Raw genomic sequence first — 17,632 nt, 5'->3', positions numbered from 1 at the left:
GCGGGGGTGCGCGCCTATCGCCGCGCGCTGTCGTAGGCGGTTTCGCCCGGCGTGTGGCGATCATAGCTCAGTTGGTTAGAGCGCCGGTTTGTGGTACCGGAGGTCGCGGGTTCGAGCCCCGTTGATCGCCCCATTTACAGCAGCATCCGAGCATCCCCTGCTTTTGGCGTGACTCGTTGCCGCTATTTCATTATTACGCCTTCATGTAATTTTTATTCGTGAGGGTTTGTCATGTCCGCAGTCTGGGATTTCGCCGATTTCGACGATCACGAGCATGTCCACATGTTCCGCGATCGCGCGAGCGGGCTGACGGCGGTCATTGCAGTCCATTCGACCCACCTCGGCCCCGGCGCGGGCGGCGTTCGCTATTGGCATTACCCCCAGCGTGCCGCGGCGATCACCGACGCGCTGCGCCTGTCGCGCGGCATGAGCTACAAGAACGCAATGGCGGGGCTGCCCATGGGCGGCGGCAAGGGCGTGATCCTGGCCGACGAAGGCGCGGCAAAGACCCCCGAACAACTCGCGGCATTCGGGCGCGCGGTCGAATCGCTCGGCGGCGCCTATGTGACGGCCGAGGACGTCGGCATGTCCGACGCCGACATGGTCGCGATCTCGCAGCACACCAGGCATGTCAGCGGGCTGCCCGTGGCGAGCGGTGAAGCGGGCGGGGACCCCGGTCCGCTGACCGCGCTCGGCGTCTATCTGGGTATCAAGGCAGCGATCAAGGAAGGGCTCGGCACCGAAAGCGCGAAGGGCGTGCGCATCGCGATCCAGGGCGTAGGAAGCGTTGGCGGCGGCGTTGCACGGCGGCTCGCGGCCGACGGCGCCAAGTTGACCCTCGCCGACGTCAATCTCGCGCGCGCGAAGGCGCTCGCCGAGGAACTGGGCGCCGAGCTTGCCGATTCGGCGGCGATCATGGAGATCGAGGCCGACGTGCTGAGCCCCAATGCACTCGGCGCCATCCTGTCCGAACGGAGCATCGAAAAGCTGCGCGTGCCGATCGTCGCAGGCGGCGCGAACAATCAGCTCGCAACGGCCGGCGACGGTCAGCGCATCCATGATCGCGGCATCGTTTACGCCCCCGACTATGTCATTAACGCGGGCGGCATCATCAACGTCGCGCTCGAGTATCTGGGGCAGGGAAGTCGCGAAGAGGTGGAAAGCAGGATCGCGAAAATCCCTGGACGCCTCGCCGAAATCTGGGCCGAAAGCCGCGCGAGCAGCACCCCGGCGTCGGTCGTCGCCGACCGCATGGCGCAAAAACTGATCGGGCGCGGGTAAAATACGGGCCCCGTTCCCACCAAAGGGGAGGGGTTTTGTTGTCGGCGATTTCCGCTAAGCCTCGGTGCCGATGAAACGGCATTTCTATCTCGTCGCAGGTTGGGCCTCGCTGGGGCTGGGCGCAATCGGCGCCGTGTTGCCGCTGCTGCCAACCGTGCCGTTCGTGATTCTTGCGGCTTTCTGCTTTGCGCGCTCGTCGCCGCGGCTCGAGGCCTGGCTCCTCGCGCATCCGGTGTTCGGCCCCCATATCGTCGCATGGCGCGACCATGGCGCGGTCAGCCGCAAGGGGAAGGTCGCGGCGACGGTCGCTTTCGCGGCGAGCATCCTGCTCGCGCTCGTTCTGGCGCCGTGGCCGTGGATGATGGCGCCAATCATCGCGGCGGCGGTGGGCGGAAGCTGGATTTGGACGCGCCCCGAAGGTGCGACGTAAGGCTGGACCGTCGCCTCCCCCTCGCCTAAGGCTGCGCGCGCGATGCACGCCTATGCGAATCCTACCCGTTTCCTTGCGATTGCGCGCCCGCTGACGCCCTGGCTGCTCGGCGGGGGACTGTTGCTGTTGATGGTCGGCGCATGGGCCGGACTTGCGCTTGTTCCGGGCGACTACAAGCAGGGTGAAACCGCGCGCATCCTGTATGTTCACGTTCCCTCGGCATGGTTGGGCATGGGCGGCTGGACGAGCCTCGCGGTTGCGGGTCTGGTGCAACTGGTGTGGCGCCATCCGCTTGCAGGGATTGCGGCGCGCGCGATTGCGGTGCCGGGGATGCTGTTCACCGCGCTCTGCCTCGCCACCGGGTCGATCTGGGGCAAACCCACTTGGGGCACCTGGTGGGAATGGGACGGGCGCATGACCTCGATGCTCGTGCTGTTCTTTCTTTATGCCGGCTTTATCGCGCTGACGCGCGGCGACGAGGGCGCGCGCGCCGGTGGAGCGCTGTCGCGCGGTGCGGCGGTTTATGCGCTCGTCGGCGCGATCAACATTCCTATCATCAACCGCAGCGTCGTGTGGTGGAACAGTCTGCATCAGGGGCCCAGCATCACCCTGCGCGGGTCGAGCATCGACGGCGCGTTACTGTGGCCGCTTGGGCTGACGCTCACCGGATTTTCGTTGCTTTTCGGCGCCATCGTGCTGATGCGGATGCGGCGTATCATCGCCGAAAACCGCGTAACGGCGCGGCTGCGGCGACTGGCGGACGACGAGGAGGGCTGAGGTGACGGGCGTGATCGATGGAAGCGCGCAATGGGCCTATGTCGCCGCGGCCTATGGCCTGACCGCGCTGCTCACCGCCGCGGTGCTCTGGGCGAGCTGGCGCGCGATGGTCAAGGCCGAACGGCGCAGCGATGCGCTGCGAAAGGACCGGCGGTGAAGGCAAAGCATCAGCGGCTGATCCTCGCGCTGCTCGCGGTGGCGGGCATTGCCGGCGCGGGCGTGCTCGGCGCGAGTGCGCTTCGCGACGAGGCCGCCTATTTCCGCACCCCCGCCGAAATCGCCGCGGGCAAGGCAGCGACGGGCGAGGCGATGCGGCTCGGCGGGATGGTGGCGCAGGGCAGCATCGAGCGGCTGGGCGACGGCGTGACGATCCGCTTCGTCGCGACCGACGGCAAGGCATCGGTGCCGGTCGAGTTCACCGGCATCGTCCCCGACCTGTTCGCCGAGGAATCGGGCATGGTCGCCGACGGCCGGATGCGCGCCGACGGGACTTTTGTCGCCGACCGGATCCTGGCGAAGCATGACGAGCGTTATATGCCGCCGCAGATGGGCGACATGCCGAAGGGTGTAGCGAAAATGGCGCCGAAAACATGACGCCGCGTATATTTCCGTCATTGCGAGCGGAGCGAAGCAATCTCCCGCATGCGGTTTTGACTAGCGTTGGCAGGAGATTGCTTCGTCGCTTCGCTCCTCGCAATGACGCGACCGGTTTGAGGACGTAGCGGAATGATTGCCGAACTCGGCCTCGCCCTCTTGTGGATCGCTGCGGCGCTTGCCTGCCTGTCGCTGATCGCGGGCGCGCTGTTCCTGCGCGCGGGGCCGAAAGACCTTGCGTCGCTGGTGCGCCCGGCGAGCGTGGCGCAGGGCGTGCTCACCGCGGTTGCATTTGCGTTGTTGATAGCATTGTTCGTGCGCTCCGACATGTCGGTCGAGCTTGTCGCGCGCAACAGCAACAGCCTGAAGCCGATGATCTTCAAGGTCGCCGGCGCATGGGGCAATCACGAAGGGTCGATGCTGTTGTGGCTGACGATCCTCGGCCTGTCGGGCGCGCTCGTCGCGTTGTTCGAGAAGCGGCTGCGCGAGGATACGCTGATCGCCACGCTCACCGCGCAGGCGGCGCTCAGCCTGGGGTTTTTCGCCTTCCTGCTCTTCTCGTCGAACCCGTTCAACCGGTTGCCGGTCGCGCCGCCCGACGGGCAAGGGCTCAACCCGCTGCTCCAGGACATCGGGCTCGCCTTCCACCCGCCGACGCTCTACGTCGGCTATGTCGGCCTGTCGGTTGCGTTCAGCTTTGCGGTCGGCGCGCTGGTGACGCGCGAGATCGGCCCCGCCTTTGCGCGCGCGATGCGGCCGTGGGTGCTGGGGAGCTGGATATTCCTGACGCTCGGTATCACCGCGGGCAGCTATTGGGCCTATTATGAGCTCGGCTGGGGCGGCTGGTGGTTCTGGGACCCGGTCGAGAATGTCTCGCTGATCCCGTGGCTCGCGGGCGCCGCCTTGCTCCATTCGGTCGCGGTGACGGCGACGCGCAACGCGCTGCGCGCCTGGACGGTGATGCTCGCGGTGATCGGCTTTTCGATGTCGATGGTCGGGACCTTCATCGTGCGGTCGGGCCTGTTGACCAGCGTCCACAGCTTTGCGGTCGATCCCGAGCGCGGGACTTTCCTGCTCGTGCTGATGGCGCTTTACATCGGCGGCGCGCTGACCCTGTTTGCGATCCGCGCGGGAACGGTGGCCGAGGGGAAGAAGTTCGCGCTGGTCAGCCGCGAAGGCTCGCTTGTCATCAACAACCTGCTGCTGACGACGATCCTCGCGCTTGTGCTGCTCGGCACGCTCTATCCGATCGTTGCCGAGGCGATGGGGGAGAAGATTTCGGTCGGGCCGCCTTATTACAACCGCGTCGCGGGGCCGCTTGCGCTGATCCTTTGCCTTGTCATGGTCGCCGGGCCGTTGCTCGCGTGGCGCAAGGATGACGGCCGGAAGCTCTGGTCGCGCCTGCCGCCCGCGATCTTCGCGGGTGCGGCGGTGCTGTTCGCACTCGTTCTGTTTGGCGGCAAGATCGGCATCCTGCCGCTGCTGGGGATGTCCGTTGCGGGCGTCGTGGCGGTCGCGAGCTTGGCGCCGCTGTGGAACCGCAATCTGCGCCGTACCCCGCTGCCGACGTGGGGGATGGTCCTTGCCCACTTTGGCGTGGCGGTGGCGCTTGCCGGGATGGCGGCCGAGAGCGCGTTCATCAAGGAACGACTGGTCGCCGCGGCGCCGGGCGAAACGGTGCGCGTCGCCGATTTTGCCGTGCGCTTCGACGGGGTGAGGCCGGTCGCGGGGCCCAATTACACAGCGCTCGAAGGGTCGCTGACCGCGACGACGCCGGGCGGCGCGTCGTTCGTGCTCAAGCCCGAATCGCGGATGTTCCCGGGGCTGATGGGCACTGCGCCGACCGAAACCAATGAAGCCGCGCTGCTGACGCGGCCGGGCGGTCAGCTTTATGCGGTTCTCGGCCAGCCGGTTCCGGGGATGAACGGTGCGCCCGACCGCTATCAGCTGCGGCTGTGGTGGAAGCCGCTCGTATGGTGGATATGGCTCGGCGGCGGGCTGATCGCGCTCGGTGCCGCGCTCGCGCTGATCGGGCGCGCACAATTGCTGGCGATCTGGCGCGTCCGGCGCGCGCGCAAGGCAGAGGAGCGTTTCGCGCCATGAAGAACCGCTGGGTCCTTTTCGTGCCGCTGGCGATCATGGGGCTGCTGTTCGGCGCCTTCATCTATCGGCTGACGGTTCCTGCCGAAACGCTGATCCAGTCGCAATGGATCGACAAGCCGATGCCGCTGTTCGACCTGCCGCCCGCGACCGAAGGCGTCGAGGGGCTGAAAAGCAGCGACCTCGCCGACGGGCGGCCGCGCCTCGTCAATGTCTTTGCAAGCTGGTGCATCCCGTGCCGCGCCGAGGCGCCGCAGCTCGAAGCGCTGAAACAGGCGGGCGTCCCGATTGACGGCATCGCGATCCGCGACCGGCCCGAGGATGTCGCTCAATTCCTGCGCGAATATGGCAACCCCTTCGACCGTATCGGCTCGGACATGCAAAGTAGCGTCCAGATCGCGCTCGGATCGTCGGGCGTTCCCGAAACCTTTCTCGTCGATGGCAAGGGTATCATTCGCGAGCAGATCCAGGGCGTGATCCTCGCCGATCAGGTGCCGGAGATTGTCGCCAAGCTGGAGGCGATGGAATGAGGTTGCGGCTAGCCCTTGCGCTGCTCCTCTGCGCGGCGGCGGCACCCGCGGCAGCGCAAGACCGGCTGCCGTCGGCGCCTTATGCCTATCAGCAGCTTCAGGACCCTGCGAAGGAAGCGCAGGCGAAGGCGCTGATGGAAACGCTGCGCTGCCTGGTCTGTCAGGGTCAGTCGATCGCCGACAGCGACGCGCCGCTCGCGGGTGACATGCGGCACGAGGTGCGGAGCAAGCTTGCCGCGGGCGAAAGCCCCGACGCAATCCGCGAATGGCTCGTCGCGCGCTATGGCAATTGGGTGAGTTATGACCCGCCGTTCGATGGCGCGACCGCGTTGTTGTGGCTCGGACCACTTGCCTTCCTTGCCATCGGAGGCTGGCTTGCTTTTGGGCGGCTACGCGGCGCCAAGGACGAGGAAGAGGGCGGGGCGACATGACCTGGCTCTGGGTCCTTCTCGCCGCGGCGCTGACCATCGGCGCTTTCGTCTGGCCCGGCCGGTTGCCCGCGACGACGCGTCCACTCGCCGCAGCGGCGGTGATGCTGGGCCTTGCCGGCTATGCCTTGCAGGGGAATCCCTCGTTACCCGGAAAGCCGGTGGCGGGATTCGACGAGCCCGAGGGCTTTGGCGAGGCGATCAAGGACCAGCGGCAGGGGATGGCCGACCGCTTCGGTCCGGCGGCGCAATGGCTCGGCATGTCCGATGGCTTCGCGCGCACGGGCAAGACTGCGCTCGCGGCACAGACGCTGCAAAAGGGACTGGAGCAGCACCCCGACAATGTCGACCTTTGGGTCGGGCTCGGCAATGCGCTCGTCGCGCATGGCGGCGGGGTGATGTCGCCCGCGTCGGCGCTGGCGTTCGACGAGGCAGAAAAGCGCGATCCGAACCATCCGGCGCCACCCTTTTTCGCGGGGCTGGCGCTGGCGCAGAGCGGCGACCTCAATGGCGCCGAGGCAGTGTGGAGCGAATTGCTGGCGCGCAGCCCCGATGGCGCGCCGTGGCGTCCCGACCTCGAAGCGCGGCTTGCCCAGCTGCGGCAGGCGCTCGGACCCGCACTGCCGCCCGAAAGCGCGACGCAGCGCTGATATGCGTCCCAATTTGGAACCTGTTTTCTCGCCGCGCACTCGTCTAAGGGGCGCGGCATGACTTCTGAGTCGCAATTGGCGGCCGAGGGCGCAGACGCGCCCGCGTCTCCCGCCGCCGCTTCCGGCCACCACGGCCACGGACATCATGGCGATGGCAGGCTGAAGCTGGCCGTCGGCGCTGTCGGCGTCGTGTTCGGCGACATCGGCACCAGCCCGCTTTACGCGTTTCGCGAAACCTTTGCGGGGCATCACTCGATCGATCCCGACCGGCTGCACATCTATGGCGTGCTCAGCCTTGTCTTCTGGTCGATGATGCTCGTCGTCACCTTCAAATATGTGATGACGATCATGCGCGCTGACAACAAGGGGGAAGGGGGCAGTCTTGCCCTGCTCGCGCTGATCAGTCGCTCGTCGGAGGGCAAGCGCTGGACATGGCCGATCATCCTGCTCGGCGTGTTCGCGACCGCGCTCTTTTACGGCGACAGCATGATCACCCCGGCGATGTCGGTGCTGTCAGCAACCGAGGGGCTGAGCTACATCAATCAGGGGTTCGAGCCCTATATCGTGCCGATTGCGCTCGCGATCCTGATCGGGCTGTTCGCGATCCAGTCGCGCGGGACGGCGAAGGTCGGCGGATTGTTCGGGCCGATCATGCTCTGTTACTTCCTGATGCTCGCGACACTTGGGATCATGCATATTTTCGAGCATCCGCAGATCATCCTCCACACGCTGAATCCGGTCAATGCGCTGCGCTTTTTCTATGTTGACGGCTTCACCGCCTTCATCGCGCTCGGCGCGGTGGTGCTTGCGGTGACGGGCGCAGAGGCGCTTTATGCCGACATGGGCCATTTCGGACGCGGGCCGATAGGGATCAGCTGGCTGTTCTTCGTGCTCCCCGCGCTGATGCTCAACTATATGGGACAGGGCGCGATGGTGCTGAGCGCCGAGGCGGGGGCACGGCTTGGATTGATCCAGGACCCCTTTTTCCTGATGATGCCCGACGCGTGGCGCATACCCGTCGTCATCCTTGCGCTGCTCGCGACGATCATCGCGAGCCAGGCGGTGATTTCGGGCGCCTTCTCGCTCACCCAGCAGGCGATCCAACTCGGCTTCATGCCGCGCCTGCGCGTCGAGCATACGAGCGCCGCGACGGCCGGGCAGATCTATATTCCGGTCGTCAACTGGGGGCTGATGGTGATGGTCATCATCCTCGTCCTCTTCTTCGGATCGTCGAGCAACCTCGCGGCCGCCTATGGCATCGCGGTGACGGGGGCGATGTTCATCGACACCTGCCTGATGAGCGTTGTGCTGTTCGCGCTGTGGAAATGGCCGGCGTGGAAGGCGCTGCCGGTGCTAGCCGTCTTCTTCATCGTCGACATCGCCTATTTCGGTGCGAATCTGATCAAGGTTCCGGACGGCGGCTGGGTGCCGCTCGCCATTGGCCTGACGATCTTTACCTTGCTGACCACGTGGTCGCGCGGGCGCAAGCTGATGCAGCAGGAAATGGCCGAAGGCGCAATGCCGATCCCGATCTTCGTGAAATCGGCGGCGAACAGCGCGACGCGCGTTCCGGGTACCGCGGTGTTCATGACATCGAGTTCGGACGGGGTGCCGCACGCGCTGCTCCACAATCTGAAGCACAACAAGGTGCTGCACCAGCGCGTCATCCTGCTGACCATCAAGATCGCCGACGTGCCGTTCGTCAGCGCAGAGAAACTCTGTTCTCTCGACGATCTGGGGCAGGGTTTCCACCGCCTGATCCTGAATTATGGTTTCATGCAGCCTGTCGATGTCCCGGCAGCACTGGACCGCGTCACAAGCTGTGGCGGCGAGTTCAAGATGATCGAGACCAGCTTTTTCCTGTCGCGTCAGACGCTGATCGCCGCGAAAACGCCGGGAATGCCGATCTGGCGCGAAAAACTGTTCGCGTGGATGCTTCGGAACTCGGAAAGCGCGATGGAATATTTCCGTTTGCCGACCAACCGCGTGGTCGAACTGGGAAGCCAGGTCGCAATCTGACGAACCGGCGCTGTCATGGCCGGGATGCAATAAGCATTTGAACATCGGCGCAAGTCTTGCGATGCAGGGGTCGTCAAGCAAAGGTCGGCAAGCAGATGAACGTCGGCGACAGCGATAAGAATATCTTGCCGGTTGTCCCGGAACCCTTTGCCCTGATTATCGGTCCGAGGCTGCACGGCGCCGACGCCGGCCACATCGAAACGGCGATGCGCCACATGGGGCTGCAGCCCGAAACGCTTCAATCGGTCCCAGCGAATTTGACCGATGAAATCCGACTACCCTGTTACCGGTTTCGCTTTGGATCGGTGACGGTCCTCGCCGGACCTGCGGCGGACGGCGCAGTGGCAGAGGCGGACCCTGCCGACCCGGCGACCAGCCTGCTGGCAGCGAGCCTGCCGGCCAATTGGCAAAAAACAGAGAAATGCTGGCGCTTCGTTCCCGAGACGACTGGCGCGGCGTCGTTGCCGCAACGCGACTATCTCAAGCTGGTCGTGCTGGCGGTTGACCTGTTCGACGCGAGCCATTTCTTTTGGCCCCCCGCACGTCTTTGGTCCGACGCATCGCAGTTGCGCAGCGCCGTTGCCGAGATGCTGGCGAGCAGCATGCCACCGGTACTTCATCTCGTCGCTTTTCGCCGCAGTGAGATTGACGGTGCCGACGTCGTTTCGACGCGCGGTCTGGCTCTGTTTTCGGATCAGGAATTACGGGCACATCTGCCTTCCGGCTGGACAATCGCCGACGGCGTAAAGCGATTGGCCCGCATCGCCATCGATGTCATTCTTCATGGTGCGATCGACGGTCCGCAGCGGATTCGGGGTATGACGGCGGGGGAGTCGATCAGGCTTGTTCTGCATCCTGCCCGCGCCGCCAATTCCCCGACGATCGTTGCAGTCGAATTTATCGATCACCGCTGATGGCGGCGCGCTGGCACTGCGCACCGCCAGCTCGAGCGGGGTTTCAGCGCCACCATCTGATTCCGGTTGCAATCCTGCGGCGAAGCCAAATGGCGACGATGTTCGACCATTTGCGACGTGAGGGCTTTGCATTGCAGCAGTTTGATCGCAACGGCGTCATGCTCCCCGCCCGGGAAGAAATGGCGCTGTGCTCAGGGCACGCGCTGCACCGCGGACCGCATCGGGGATATACCGACGTGATCGCGGCGCGCGTTGAACAGGTCCGCGCTACTTTCGAGCGGCAGGCACACAGCGATTATTGCACTGCGCGCCGTACGGCAGTGATGCGCCTGTGCCTGATTCAGAACACGATGCGGCGAGCGTTGACCGACGGGCATCGCGGCGGATTCTGGCTCAACCGACGCGATCCCATGCGACTCTTTGTCGATCGTCCCTACCTCGATGCCGCGATCGATCGGATGTACGCGCTCGTCAGCGGATGAATTTGCCTTCGAGCGCGTGATAGGCGTCGCGATACTCCTCGGTCAGCCGCGCGACGAAATCGGCGACCGGGCCGACCGAGCGCACCGCGCCGATACCCTGGCCCGATCCCCAAATGTCCTTCCAGGCCTTTACCTTCGTGTTGCCGCCAGAACCGAAATTCATCGTCTTGAGGTCGCCTTCGGGCAGCGCGTCGGGATCGAGTCCGGCCGCCGAAATCGAACCGCGCAGATAATTGCCGTGAACGCCGGTGAAAAGATTCGAATAGACGATATCGGCGGCGCGGCCCTCGACAATGCCTTGCTTGTAATCGTCGCTGGCGTTTGCTTCCTCGCACGCGATGAAGGCACTGCCGATATAGGCAAGATCGGCCCCACACGCCTGCGCTGCCAGCACCGAACGACCGTGGCCGATGGCGCCCGACAATGCAATCGGGCCGTCGAACCATTCGCGGATTTCCTGCACGAGCGCAAAGGGCGACTGGACGCCGGCATGTCCGCCCGCGCCAGCCGCGACCGGGATCAGACCATCGGCACCCTTTTCGACTGCCTTGCGCGCAAAGCGGTCGTTGATGATGTCGTGCATCGTGATGCCGCCCCAACTATGGACTGCCTGATTGAGTTCCTCGCGCGCGCCGAGCGAGGTGATGGTGATCGGCACCTTCCATTTGGCGCAGGTCGCAATGTCGGCCTCGAGCCGGTCGTTCGAGCGATGGACAATCTGGTTGACGGCATAGGGTGCGGCGGGGCGGTCGGGATTGTCGCGGTCCCACGCCGCCAGTTCCTCGGTGATCCGGTGGAGCCATTCGTCGAGCATCGACTGCGGGCGCGCGTTCAGCGCGGGGAAGCTCCCGACGATCCCGGCCTTGCATTGTGCGATGACGAGTTCGGGGCCGGAGACGATGAACAGGGGCGACCCGATGACGGGCAGGCGAAGGCGGTCGAAAATCGGGGGAAGGGCCATGAATCACTCTCTCCGGTTGCGCTTTGAAACTTACCTTAACGTCAACGGAAGGCAGCGCAAGTGGGTGAGAGTGACAGGGCGGCGGAATGGAAGCGGGACAGGGACGACCGGCCACCGTCCCTGCCTTTGCAACCGTTAGGGTCGGACGTCCGCGCGGGGGCGCACCGATCGGACCGCAGCGTAACCGAGTGCAATCATAGCGAGAAGCAGAAGGGCCTGTGCGGCAGCGAAGGGCGGCTCGCTTCCTGTCGGGGCGAGCGCGTTGAGCGCCGGGACCTTCAGGAAGGATTGCACGACGAGCACGAACAGGTTGAGCCACAGCCCGACCGTTGCCGTCACAGCAAAGACGCTCCCGGCGGACCCTGTAAGTCTGCGACCGTACCAGGCCCAGAATGCGGCGACGAGGACCAGCGTCGACACGATCCCGACCCCGAGGGCCGGTGTGAAGGCGACGATCGGAAAGAGGAAGCCGGTGAGCGTGGTGAGCAAAGTCGTCCAGAGGAAGATGCCCGTCATGCGCGGCATGAGGCGTCCGCGGGCGAAGGCGGGCAGGACGATCAGGCCGCTGCCGATGCCGACGAAGCTGATCGCGACGTGGAGCGCGGTGAACTGGGGAATGGTGAGTCCGAGGATCATGGCAGGTCTCCTTTCGTTCGCTCAGCGATAGCGTGCCGCGGGCTGGGACCGCGACAGGTTGGGACGGAGCGCGGCGCGCGCGGCGATATAGGCGTCATAGTCGGCTTGATCGGGAAGCGCCGGGATCGTCACGGTTTCGCCGATGTCAAACCCCTTGAGCGCGGCATCGACCATGTCGTCGACGTCCATCACCATCTCTGCCGGGATGTTTGCGAGTTGTGCCTCGTCCCAGATCGGTGTGCGTGTGATGCCGGGGAGCACCGCCTGCACGCGGACGCCCTTTGCGCCGAGTTCGACGTTCAGCGCTTCGGAAAAGGCGAGCACGAATGCCTTGCTGGCGGGATAGGCCGCAGTGAAGCCATCGGGCAGCAGCGCGGTGACCGAGGTGATGTTGATGATTGCCCCCGATCCTGCGGTGGCAAGGCGCGGCGCGATCGCGGCGGAAAGCCGGGTGACGGCAAGGATGTTGAGGTTGACCAGCGCGGTCAGATGCGCGGGGTCGGCCTCGACAAATGCTGTTTCGCCCGCAATCCCCGCATTGTTGACAAGGCCCGTGATCGCGGTGTCGCTGCGCAGGCGGTTTTCTATGCGGGCGAGATCGGCGGCGTCGGCGAGGTCGGCGGCAATGATGTCCACCGCAACGCCGGTTTCGGCGCGCAGCCGGGCGGCGAGGGTTTCGAGCTTGTCGGCGCGGCGCGCGACGAGGATCAGATTGACGCCGCGCTTGGCCAGCCGGTCGGCATAGACCGCGCCGATGCCGTCCGATGCGCCGGTGATGAGATAGGTGTCCTGAGTCATGTCTTCACTCCCTTGTCCGGGGCGAAGGGCGCGGTGCCGGCCGGCACCGCGCCCTGCCTTGTATCATCCGTTGATGAAATCGAGAAGATCGGCGTTGAACCGGTCCTGATGGGTCACCGTCAGGCCGTGGTCGGCGCCTTCATAGACCTTCAGCACCGCATGCTTGACGATCTTGACCGTCGAATGGGCCGAGGCGTCGATCGGAACGATCTGGTCGTCGTCGCCGTGGAGGACGAGAGTCGGCTTGTCGAACTTCTTGAGGTCGTCGTTGAAGTCGCTTTCCGAAAAGGCGCGGATGCTGTCGAGTTCGCCCTTCAGGCCGCCCATCAGTCCCTGGCGCACGAAATCGTCGCGCACCGCTTCGGAAACGACCGCGCCGTCGCGGTTATAGCCGTAGAAGGGAATGGTCAGATCCTTGAAGAATTGCGCCCGATTGTCGAACGTGCCCTTGCGGATGCCGTCGAACACGTCGATCGGCAGCCCGCCCGGATTGGCTTCGGTCTTGAGCATCAGGGGCGGAACTGCGCCGATCAGCGCAACCTTGGCGACGCGGGCAGTACCGTGGCGACCGATATAGCGGGTGACTTCGCCGCCGCCGGTCGAGTGGCCGACGAGGATGACGTCGTTGAGGTTGAGCTGTTCGATCAGTTCGGCGAGATCGTCGGCATATTGGTCCATGGTGTTATTGTCCCAGACCTGGTCCGAACGGCCGTGGCTGCGGCGGTCGTGGGCAATCGTGCGGAAGCCTTTGCCAGCAAAGAACACCATCTGCGCATCCCATGCGTCGGCGGTCAACGGCCAGCCGTGTGAGAAGACGATGGGCTGGCCGTCCTTCGGACCCCAGTCCTTGAAGAAGATGTTCGTGCCGTCCTTGGTTTTGATCGTGGTCATGATGCTTTCCTTTCGGGTGTCGGGCGGTCCTGTCCGCCGGTGTTTTCGGATTTAAGTGCTTGCCCCCTTGAAAGGGATTGGCGGAAACGACATTATGCGGGCTGATTACGACAAGGAGTCGACTCATGCCGAAACAGCCGGGCGAAACCAGTGTGCCGCTGATCGAGGTCGGGGTGATGACCTATCCCGATTGTCAGATGGGGATGGTTCACGGGATCACCGACTTGTTCGACATTGCGGGACGCTTTGCAGTCAAGCACGACCGCCCGCCGATCCGCGTCACCCATTGGCGGGTCGAGGAAGGCGGCGGGATGGCGCCGTCATATGACAGCCACCCGGACGAGCCCGAATGCCATCGGCCTGCGGTGCTGATCGTGCCCGGGAGCCTGCACCGCCTGCTCGATCCCGAAGAGGCGGAGCCCTATGCCCGCTGGCTGCTCGACCGGCATGCGCAGGGCGCGGTGCTCGCGTCGAATTGCGCGGGGTCGTTTGCTCTCGCGGCGACGGGATTGCTGGGCGGGCGGCCGGCGACGACGCACTGGTTTTTTGCCGACGCATTTCGCGAGCGTTTCCCCGATGTACGGTTGGAGATCGACCGGATGGTGATCGACGATGGCGACATCATCACCGCGGGCGGGTTGATGGCGTGGACCGACCTGGGGCTGCGGATCGTCGAGCGGCTGCTGGGTCCGACGGTGATGATGGAGACGGCGCGCTTCCTGCTGATCGACCCCGCGGGGCGCGAGCAGAAAAATTATGCGAGCTTTGCGCCCAAACTGAGCCATGGCGACGAAGCGGTGCTGAAGGTGCAGCACTGGCTGCAGGCCAGGGGGCCGGGACCGGTTGCAGTACCCGCGATGGCCGCCGAGGCGGGGCTGGAAGAACGGACGTTCCAGCGGCGGTTCAAGGCGGCAACGGGGATGACCCCGGTCGAATATGTTCAGCACCTGCGTGTCGGCAAGGCGCGCGAGTTGCTGGAATTCACGCGCCGCACCGTCGACCAGATCGCGTGGACCGTCGGTTACGAGGATGCCGCGGCGTTCCGCAAGCTGTTCCACCGCATTACCGGGCTGACGCCCCACGAATATCGCCAACGCTTCGCGGTACCCGCGGCCGCCTAGGCCGGCTGCGTTGTGGCTTCAATTCCCGTCCAGACCGCCGCGGTGTCGATGTTCGACAGACCGAAGCGCTCGCGCAGCACCGTGTCGAGTTCAGCGGCGGTGGCGATTTCTCTCTGCGTCACGCCGCTCGCGTCACGGCACGTCAGGCTGCGTCCGACCAGCGAGTCGAGGCCGTGCGGCGTGTAGCGCTGGACGACGAGATTCTGGCGGAAGGGCGAGGCGGGGTCGGTCTGGAGCCAGCGGCAGCTGCCGTCGAGCAAAGCCTCGTCGTGGATGTCGGGCGAAAAGTCGAAATAGGGCGGCAGCACGCCCGGCCGGTTGTGAAAACGCCACCAGCCGCCCGCAATGGGTTCGAGCGCATAGTCGGAGCCGCGCTGCGTGGTGCGGCCCGCGGCGAAAGGGATCGGCTCGACAAGGCCCGAGCCGAGGCCGACGTCAGCGATATAGTCGCGGTCGAGATGGACGATCATCATCAGATGGTTGCCGAGCGACACCTCACCCAGTTCGTCGCGCATCACGGCGGCGGCAAGGCGCGTCAGCCGGAAGCCGATCGCCTCGAGCATCGCGGCGAGCAGCCCGTTCATTTCGTAGCACCAGCCGCCGCGCCCCTGTTCGACGATCTTGACAAAGGCCGCCGCGGGGTCGCGCCCCGTTGCGCGCCCGACAAATGCGTCGATGCAGTTCCACGCAAAGCTTTCGACATGCGCGCGGTGGATCGCGGTGAGCGTGTCGAGGTCGGCGCGCGGAATCCCCGCAAAGCCGATGCGCGCCAGATAGGCGGCAAGCTGCGCGGGGGTCGCGGCAGTGGCTGCAGTCATGCCGCGACGGCCGCCGCAGCAGCGCCGACGCCGAGCTGCGCCTGGATCGCGGCGAGGTCGCACCAGACCTGCTCGCTCTTCACGAGTTCGCCGTCGAATTCGAAGACGTGGAGCATGCGGAAGGTTACGCGGCCACTCTTGCCGTCGCACAGGAAGATGCTGCCGTCGTGGACCTGCCCCTCCCACAGCACCTCGTCGACGACGAAGTCGGGGCCGTAGAGGCGGCGGACCGGCGTGACCTTTTCGCCGGCGATCGCGGCAAAGAGGCGCGTGTAAAAGGCGCGCACCGCGGCGTGCCCCGAAATCGGACCGGCGGGCGAGGGGATGACGTGATGTGCGGCGTCGGGGGTCATTCCGGCGACGACGGCGTCGATGTTGTCCGTGGCCTCATATTCGAAATGTTCGTTGATCAGCTTGTCGATCTGTTCGGGGGTCATGATGCGAATCTCCTTTGGGGTGGCGCGCCCATTAATGAGACTCGAGTCTCACCACAAGAGAAAAGTCTAATCATCATTTCGCGTCGCGCTTTGCTCTGTCAGCGCGGCGTCGAGCAGCGTCTTGGCCATCCATTGCAGCGTATCGCGCGCGGCGGCGTCATCCAAGCGGCAGATGTCCTTCATCACCAACAGCGGCTCGATGCCGAGGGTGAGCGCGAGCGCCGCCGACAGGCGCTGCGCGGTGTCGGGGGCGAGCGTGCCGCGCGCCGGGGCGAGCGTCGCGGCGATCCAGCGCATGCGGCGCCCCTGCCGCACGTCGGGGGCGAGCGTGCCGCGCTCGCGCGCCGCGAACCAGGCGTCGAGATAGGAGCGGAGCGCCATCCGCATTGCCGCCTCTTCCTCCCCCACCAGCGCGTTGAATGCCGCCTGCAGCTCGGCGAAGCGGGCGCCGGCGTCGTCGCCGGTCTGCGCCGCGACGAGCGTCTCGATCGGTTCGACCGGCCCGTGCGCCGCCGCCTCGACAAGGAGCGAGTCCTGCGTCGGGAAATAGCGATAGGCGGTCGCGCGCGACACTTTGGCGGCGGTCGCGGCCTCGCTGACCGTCGGGCGGCAGCCGGTGGCGAGCAGCGCGATCGCGGCGTCGACGATGGCGGTGCGGGTGCGCTGTTTCTGGTTCGCGCGCGGATCGGAGTCGGGGGAGACAGTCATCGCGCCATGATACAAGGGTCTCGCCAAAGCGACAGGCGCGATTTGTCCCGCGGCTGTCCCGAATCGGCGGAGCCCGCGCGGCGGCGCGTCAGGCGGTGGCGGCGGCCTTGTCGCGCAGTTCGGCCTCGCGCGCGGCGTCCGCAACGCGCTTCTCGCGCGTCTGTTCGGTGAGGATCAGCTTGTCGGCCATCGTGCGCCACGCGGCGGCGGCGCGCAGATTGCGCTCACGCACATTGTCGAGCGCGGTTTCCACTGCGTCGCTTTCGCATTTTTCAGCCTGTTTCAGATAGAAATCGCTGGTGGCGGACACGGGGCTTCTCCTTTGGGCGGCCGCGCGGCAAGGCGCGGCCGGGGTGGTGCGATCAGTCGATCATGTCGGCGATCAGGCGGCGCAGTTCGCGACGCGAGAGCGTCGGCGAGCGCCGGTCGCGCGGCGCAGGGCGCGCCGGAACGGCGCGGTGCAGCGCGCTGGCCAATTGGGGGAATGCGTTACTGTAGTTGAACATAAATCCTCTGATATTCATTCTTTTATTGCTATTGGCGCCGTCATCGGCGCTTTGGCTGGCGGCCGCGCGGGCCGCCGCCCCCGGCTCCCGGACCGCGATCGCGATAGACGATGCGTCCCTTGGAGAGATCATAGGGGGTCATTTCGACCTTCACCGAATCGCCGACGACCGACCGGATGCGGAAACGCCGCATCCGGCCAGCCGTATAGGCAATCAGGCGATGGCCATTTTCCAGCACGACGCCAAAGCGGCCGTCGGGCAGGATCTCGTCGATGACGCCGTCGAAGCTGAGCGCTTCTTCTTTCGCCAAAGATCAGGCCTGGGTCAGATTGACAGCCGAGGTCTTGCCATTGCGGCCGGTTTCCAGCTCGTACGAAATGCGCTGGTCCTTTTCGAGACCAGACATGCCGGCGTTCTGGACGGCGGTGATGTGGACGAACGCGTCGCCCGAGCCATCTTCGTCCGAAATGAAGCCATAGCCCTTGTCGGCGTTGAAGAATTTTACGGTGCCTATCGGCATGGGATGTTCCTTTCACGAAACGATATCCGGC

24 protein-coding genes and 1 tRNA gene are annotated in these 17,632 nt (G+C 65.3%); 14 read left to right on the top strand and 11 right to left on the bottom strand.

What is annotated here, in order from left to right; all coding sequences use genetic code 11:
• Positions 1-56 precede the first annotated feature (56 nt).
• The 13 genes from H7692_RS03800 (at position 57) to H7692_RS03740 (ending at position 10,205) form a co-directional block, all read left to right on the top strand.
• A tRNA-His gene (locus H7692_RS03800) sits at positions 57-133 on the top strand.
• A 98-nt stretch (positions 134-231) separates the two neighbouring features.
• On the top strand, positions 232-1,281 hold the full coding sequence (locus H7692_RS03795) for a Glu/Leu/Phe/Val family dehydrogenase (protein WP_201925962.1): 1,050 nt from the start codon (positions 232-234) through the stop codon (positions 1,279-1,281).
• Between the two features lie 70 nt (positions 1,282-1,351).
• Entirely contained in the window at positions 1,352-1,711 is a 360-nt protein-coding gene (locus tag H7692_RS03790) for a YbaN family protein (protein WP_201925960.1), read from the top strand.
• A gap of 42 nt (positions 1,712-1,753) precedes the next feature.
• Positions 1,754-2,488, top strand: coding sequence for a heme ABC transporter permease CcmC (ccmC, locus tag H7692_RS03785; RefSeq protein WP_201925958.1), 735 nt, complete (start codon positions 1,754-1,756; stop codon positions 2,486-2,488).
• A gap of 1 nt (position 2,489) precedes the next feature.
• The gene (locus H7692_RS03780) at positions 2,490-2,645 is read left to right on the top strand and encodes a hypothetical protein (RefSeq protein ID WP_201925956.1); all 156 of its coding nucleotides are present in this window, start codon (positions 2,490-2,492) and stop codon (positions 2,643-2,645) included.
• Entirely contained in the window at positions 2,642-3,082 is a 441-nt protein-coding gene (ccmE, locus tag H7692_RS03775) for a cytochrome c maturation protein CcmE (RefSeq protein ID WP_201925954.1), read from the top strand. The genes H7692_RS03780 and ccmE overlap by 4 nt, the downstream gene beginning before the upstream one ends.
• 132 nt (positions 3,083-3,214) lie before the next feature.
• On the top strand, positions 3,215-5,185 hold the full coding sequence (locus H7692_RS03770; protein ID WP_227339798.1) for a heme lyase CcmF/NrfE family subunit: 1,971 nt from the start codon (positions 3,215-3,217) through the stop codon (positions 5,183-5,185).
• Positions 5,182-5,712, top strand: coding sequence for a DsbE family thiol:disulfide interchange protein (locus H7692_RS03765; RefSeq protein ID WP_201925950.1), 531 nt, complete (start codon positions 5,182-5,184; stop codon positions 5,710-5,712). Before H7692_RS03770 ends, H7692_RS03765 begins: the two co-directional genes overlap by 4 nt.
• Entirely contained in the window at positions 5,709-6,143 is a 435-nt protein-coding gene (locus tag H7692_RS03760; protein WP_201925948.1) for a cytochrome c-type biogenesis protein, read from the top strand. The genes H7692_RS03765 and H7692_RS03760 overlap by 4 nt, the downstream gene beginning before the upstream one ends.
• The gene (locus H7692_RS03755; RefSeq protein WP_227339797.1) at positions 6,140-6,790 is read left to right on the top strand and encodes a tetratricopeptide repeat protein; all 651 of its coding nucleotides are present in this window, start codon (positions 6,140-6,142) and stop codon (positions 6,788-6,790) included. Before H7692_RS03760 ends, H7692_RS03755 begins: the two co-directional genes overlap by 4 nt.
• Before the next feature lie 75 nt (positions 6,791-6,865).
• A complete protein-coding gene (locus tag H7692_RS03750) occupies positions 6,866-8,809 on the top strand; it encodes a potassium transporter Kup (protein WP_390881101.1) in 1,944 nt (647 codons plus the stop codon).
• A 95-nt stretch (positions 8,810-8,904) separates the two neighbouring features.
• On the top strand, positions 8,905-9,723 hold the full coding sequence (locus H7692_RS03745; protein ID WP_227339796.1) for a hypothetical protein: 819 nt from the start codon (positions 8,905-8,907) through the stop codon (positions 9,721-9,723).
• Positions 9,723-10,205 carry an AHH domain-containing protein gene (locus tag H7692_RS03740; RefSeq protein WP_227339795.1) on the top strand — a complete coding sequence of 161 codons (483 nt, stop codon included), beginning with the start codon at positions 9,723-9,725 and terminating at the stop codon, positions 10,203-10,205. The genes H7692_RS03745 and H7692_RS03740 overlap by 1 nt, the downstream gene beginning before the upstream one ends.
• Here H7692_RS03740 and H7692_RS03735 read toward each other — a convergent pair.
• The 4 genes from H7692_RS03735 to H7692_RS03720 all read right to left on the bottom strand — a co-directional run bounded on the left by H7692_RS03735 (position 10,195) and on the right by H7692_RS03720 (position 13,491).
• The gene (locus H7692_RS03735) at positions 10,195-11,166 is read right to left on the bottom strand and encodes an NAD(P)H-dependent flavin oxidoreductase (RefSeq protein WP_201925938.1); all 972 of its coding nucleotides are present in this window, start codon (positions 11,164-11,166) and stop codon (positions 10,195-10,197) included. The genes H7692_RS03740 and H7692_RS03735 overlap by 11 nt on opposite strands.
• Before the next feature lie 135 nt (positions 11,167-11,301).
• Positions 11,302-11,802, bottom strand: a complete 501-nt coding sequence (locus H7692_RS03730) for a hypothetical protein (protein ID WP_222135900.1) — start codon at positions 11,800-11,802, stop codon at positions 11,302-11,304.
• 21 nt (positions 11,803-11,823) lie between these two features.
• The gene (locus H7692_RS03725) at positions 11,824-12,600 is read right to left on the bottom strand and encodes an SDR family NAD(P)-dependent oxidoreductase (protein WP_201925933.1); all 777 of its coding nucleotides are present in this window, start codon (positions 12,598-12,600) and stop codon (positions 11,824-11,826) included.
• Between the two features lie 63 nt (positions 12,601-12,663).
• A complete protein-coding gene (locus H7692_RS03720; RefSeq protein ID WP_201925931.1) occupies positions 12,664-13,491 on the bottom strand; it encodes an alpha/beta fold hydrolase in 828 nt (275 codons plus the stop codon).
• Between the two features lie 125 nt (positions 13,492-13,616).
• Here H7692_RS03720 and H7692_RS03715 point away from each other — a divergent pair, with 125 nt between their 5' ends.
• Positions 13,617-14,612 carry a GlxA family transcriptional regulator gene (locus H7692_RS03715; protein ID WP_222135901.1) on the top strand — a complete coding sequence of 332 codons (996 nt, stop codon included), beginning with the start codon at positions 13,617-13,619 and terminating at the stop codon, positions 14,610-14,612.
• On the opposite strand, the gene H7692_RS03710 is transcribed toward H7692_RS03715, so the two are convergent.
• The 7 genes from H7692_RS03710 to H7692_RS03680 all read right to left on the bottom strand — a co-directional run bounded on the left by H7692_RS03710 (position 14,609) and on the right by H7692_RS03680 (position 17,601).
• On the bottom strand, positions 14,609-15,430 hold the full coding sequence (locus H7692_RS03710) for an arylamine N-acetyltransferase family protein (RefSeq protein WP_227339794.1): 822 nt from the start codon (positions 15,428-15,430) through the stop codon (positions 14,609-14,611). The genes H7692_RS03715 and H7692_RS03710 overlap by 4 nt on opposite strands.
• Positions 15,427-15,867: a nuclear transport factor 2 family protein gene (locus H7692_RS03705; RefSeq protein WP_201925924.1), complete on the bottom strand. Its 441-nt coding sequence runs from the start codon at positions 15,865-15,867 to the stop codon at positions 15,427-15,429. The genes H7692_RS03710 and H7692_RS03705 overlap by 4 nt, the downstream gene beginning before the upstream one ends.
• Positions 15,868-15,933: 66 nt before the next feature.
• Positions 15,934-16,575: a TetR/AcrR family transcriptional regulator gene (locus H7692_RS03700; RefSeq protein ID WP_227339793.1), complete on the bottom strand. Its 642-nt coding sequence runs from the start codon at positions 16,573-16,575 to the stop codon at positions 15,934-15,936.
• Positions 16,576-16,663: 88 nt separating this feature from the next.
• A complete protein-coding gene (locus H7692_RS03695; protein WP_227339792.1) occupies positions 16,664-16,885 on the bottom strand; it encodes a hypothetical protein in 222 nt (73 codons plus the stop codon).
• 52 nt (positions 16,886-16,937) lie between these two features.
• Positions 16,938-17,081, bottom strand: coding sequence for a hypothetical protein (locus tag H7692_RS03690; protein WP_201925918.1), 144 nt, complete (start codon positions 17,079-17,081; stop codon positions 16,938-16,940).
• A 40-nt stretch (positions 17,082-17,121) separates the two neighbouring features.
• Positions 17,122-17,391 (bottom strand): translation initiation factor IF-1, encoded by a 270-nt coding sequence (gene infA / locus H7692_RS03685; protein WP_201925916.1) that lies wholly within the window; start codon positions 17,389-17,391, stop codon positions 17,122-17,124.
• A 3-nt stretch (positions 17,392-17,394) separates the two neighbouring features.
• The gene (locus H7692_RS03680; RefSeq protein ID WP_201925914.1) at positions 17,395-17,601 is read right to left on the bottom strand and encodes a cold-shock protein; all 207 of its coding nucleotides are present in this window, start codon (positions 17,599-17,601) and stop codon (positions 17,395-17,397) included.
• Positions 17,602-17,632 lie beyond the last annotated feature (31 nt).

The sequence above is a fragment of the Sphingopyxis sp. P8 genome (assembly GCF_020622175.1).
Lineage (GTDB): Bacteria > Pseudomonadota > Alphaproteobacteria > Sphingomonadales > Sphingomonadaceae > Sphingopyxis > Sphingopyxis jiangsuensis.
This window is presented reverse-complemented; position numbering and strand designations above follow the sequence as displayed.